1 protein-coding gene is annotated in these 1837 nt (G+C 40.3%); it reads right to left on the bottom strand.

Features of this window, described 5'->3' with window-relative positions:
* Nucleotides 1-33: 33 nt before the first annotated feature.
* Nucleotides 34-1518: an RNA-guided endonuclease InsQ/TnpB family protein gene (locus G4P69_RS37690; protein WP_208338843.1), complete on the bottom strand. Its 1485-nt coding sequence runs from the start codon at nt 1516-1518 to the stop codon at nt 34-36.
* Nucleotides 1519-1837 lie beyond the last annotated feature (319 nt).

Here is a 1837-nt window from a genome sequence, read left to right as displayed (position 1 = left end):
TTGACACTCCCCGCTCTAAAGAGACGGGGATTCTTAAGACACAAATGCCTTAATATCCTTATCGCTAAGGTTCCCAGGCTCAACGCGTTGACGAGAGCGGCGCGCTGATTTCTCCTTACGTTGTTTCGGGCGTTTAGAACCTCGTGGTTCAAGTTTTGCGGAGTCCCCGCATACTATACTCGAGCCAGTGCGTTGCGGGGGTTCCCCCCGTTGTAGCACCTGGCGTGCTATCTTTAACATAGCCAGTTCTTTTATGTTTTTAGCCGCATTTATGTCAGCATGAGCCATGTGACCACAAGCAACACAAATGTACTTTTCTTTGTCCCTACTGCTAGCATCAACGTGACCACAAAAGTTACATTTTTGGCTTGTATGTTTGGGGTTCACTTTGATCAAAATCTTTCCTGACTTCACAGCCATGTAATCAATTTTCTGAGTTAACTCATTCCAACTAGCATCCGAGATTGAACGGTTTAAACCTTTCTTAGCACTCTGACCGTTGTTTAAGAATCGTCCTGTTGTCTGATCAACTTTGGGACGGCAACGCTTAAGCATTCCAGATACATTTAAATCCTCAACAGCAATAGCATCAACTCTTCTGGAAGTAATTAAACTAGCTACCTTCCATTGGTAAGCTTGACGTTTATCAGCAATTTTCTTATGTAGCTTGCCTACTTTGATAGCAGCCTTTTTACGATTCTTGCTACCTTTAACCTTGCGGTTAACTCTACGTTGTCTAATTTTCAACCTACGCTTAACTTTCTTGTTGGTTGCAAACTTAGGATTCTTGATTTGATAGCCATCCGACAAGTGTACAAGCTTGGTGATTCCCATGTCACAACCCAACACAGACTTAATTTCTGTTAAAGGTTTAGGAATGTAATCAGGTACAGTTTTATCCTCGATTCTGATAGAAACGTACCAACCATCTTGACGTTTGCGAATAGTTGCAGCCTTAATAGTGAAACCAGTGGGAATCGGTCTAGAGTTAAAGAATCTCATCCAACCGATTTTAGGCAGATAGATTTTATTCCCTTGAACCTTAATTCCTACTGTGTAAGTGAACGACGAGAAAGTTGAACGATTTTTAAACTTCGGAAATCCTCGACCACCAAAAAAGTTTTTGTAAGCAGTATCTAAGCGCTTAACGTTTTGCTGTAATACTGTGGAGTCAATATCAGCGTACCAAGGTCTAGCCTTTTTGAGTTCTGGTAGTGCTGTTATTTGAATATCACCAGCACTACGCCGAGGATTCTTTAAATTACCGTCTTTGTCAACCTTAGAATCTTTCCAAGGTTCACCAGTTGCACTATTCTTGCTAACAAAACATGTTAATGGACAAGCTTCCGATGACGTTCTAATATCGCAGTAATCACCTTGAATGAATTGTTGATTGTACTGTGTTATTCTGTCAGCCAAAGACCAATTGTACTGACTTTTCAGCATATCAATCCAGTTATCCATCTTGTTTGACTGACCAACATTAGGACGTAGCTTGTAGACATAGTTTGTTAGCAAGTGTTATCACCTCCTTGTTTATTTTGTTAACTGAATCTATGTTAACATAAAAATAAAGACGTTGTATGTCATTATGAAAAACAAACGATTAAATTTCCGGTTAACAGAACGTAGATATAATAAGATCGTGTTGCTGTCTGCTGAACTAGACAGGACAATCAGTAGTTTAATTGATGAGTGGATAGATAGCCTTCCAGAGCCAAAAAAATCAACCATGACGGAACCCTAAAGGGTTCAGCTAGCATTCATCCCTTGCCTGAAGTACGGAATACGGTGCTATGCACCTGTTCCTCAAGGGTTTTCTGCATTTTTCTTATAA

The organism is Aetokthonos hydrillicola CCALA 1050, assembly GCF_017591665.1.
Taxonomy (GTDB): Bacteria; Cyanobacteriota; Cyanobacteriia; order Cyanobacteriales; family Nostocaceae; genus Aetokthonos; species Aetokthonos hydrillicola.
Note: the sequence above shows the minus strand (reverse complement) of the source record. Positions and strands in the feature narration are given on the sequence as shown.